Below are 1105 nucleotides of genomic sequence, written 5' to 3' on the forward strand. Positions count from 1 at the left end.
CGCACGGTCTTTATTCAGGAGAGAGAATAATGCATAAACAGACACGATGGGTCGCGCTCGTTTTGATGTTGGCGGCGCTCATGGGGTGCAGTAAAAGTTACAATGAGCATTTGGCTCAAACTCACGCGATTAAAGATACGATGGATGAGGCGTTAAATAAGGCGAGTCCACCTCTCACCAACGTGCAATATCTTGATAAGCCGCCAGCACTGCCTCAAGCGATTAAACCCGATACGACCCCTCAATGGCTTAATGGTGAGGTGCGTTTAAAAGCGCAAGGCTTACCGCTGGCTGTCGTGGTCACGCAATTGATGCAAGGCACGGGCGTTGAAATTTCTTTTGACCCAGATGCGAACGCCAATTATCCCGTGACGTTGAACGTGCAAAGCACACGACGCTCAATATTAAACATGTTAGGCAGCTTAACGCAGTATGCGTTTACGCCTGAGTCCAAGAAGCTCACGGTGGGTTATTACCAAACACAAAGCTTTGTGTTGACGTTGCCAGCAGGGACATATTCAGGTCAGCAGGGCAGCTCTTCGGAAAGCTCCAGCGAAGGCGAGACTCAAGTTGAGGGGCAATACGTGGTTACTCACTTTGATGAAGTGAATATCTTTGAAGAAGTGTCGCAGGCCATTACGACCGTTTTACGTGATGAAACCTCTGAGAATGACGATGATTTGATTGGGTCGGTGAGTGTGGTCGCGGGGCTGAGTTCGCTGACGGTGAGAACCACGCCAAGCCGTATGGCGCAGGTGCAGCGCGTCATACAAACCTATCAAGATGAGCTGGATAAACAGGTTTTGTTGGATGTGCGTGTTTTGGAATTTCGCTCTAATTTGGGTAAAGACCAAGGCATTGATTGGAGCCTCATGCGTGACATTGGTGATGGGACATTGAGCTTTATTATTCCCGGTACGTCCGTGGTCGATACCGCAGGGTCGGGCAGTGGTTTGGCCTTTCAAGGCTCGGGCGGCTGGGACGGCACCACCGCCTTTATTAAAGCGTTGGAGCAGCAAGGGGCGGTCTCCACCGATACGCCTATTAGCGTGTTGACGTTAAGTTCACAGCCCGCTCGCATTTCTCAAACGGTGAAAACTCCGTA

The 1105-nt window shown here is 50.5% G+C and carries 1 protein-coding gene; it reads left to right on the top strand.

All coding sequences use genetic code 11. The features are described from left to right. Positions 1-29 precede the first annotated feature (29 nt). Positions 30-1105: type II and III secretion system protein (locus tag Q1A70_RS20015; RefSeq protein ID WP_299695790.1), on the top strand; the 1076-nt coding region annotated here is incomplete at its 3' end.

The sequence above is a fragment of the uncultured Vibrio sp. genome (genome assembly GCF_947488985.1).
In the GTDB taxonomy this organism is placed as follows: Bacteria; Pseudomonadota; Gammaproteobacteria; order Enterobacterales; family Vibrionaceae; genus Vibrio.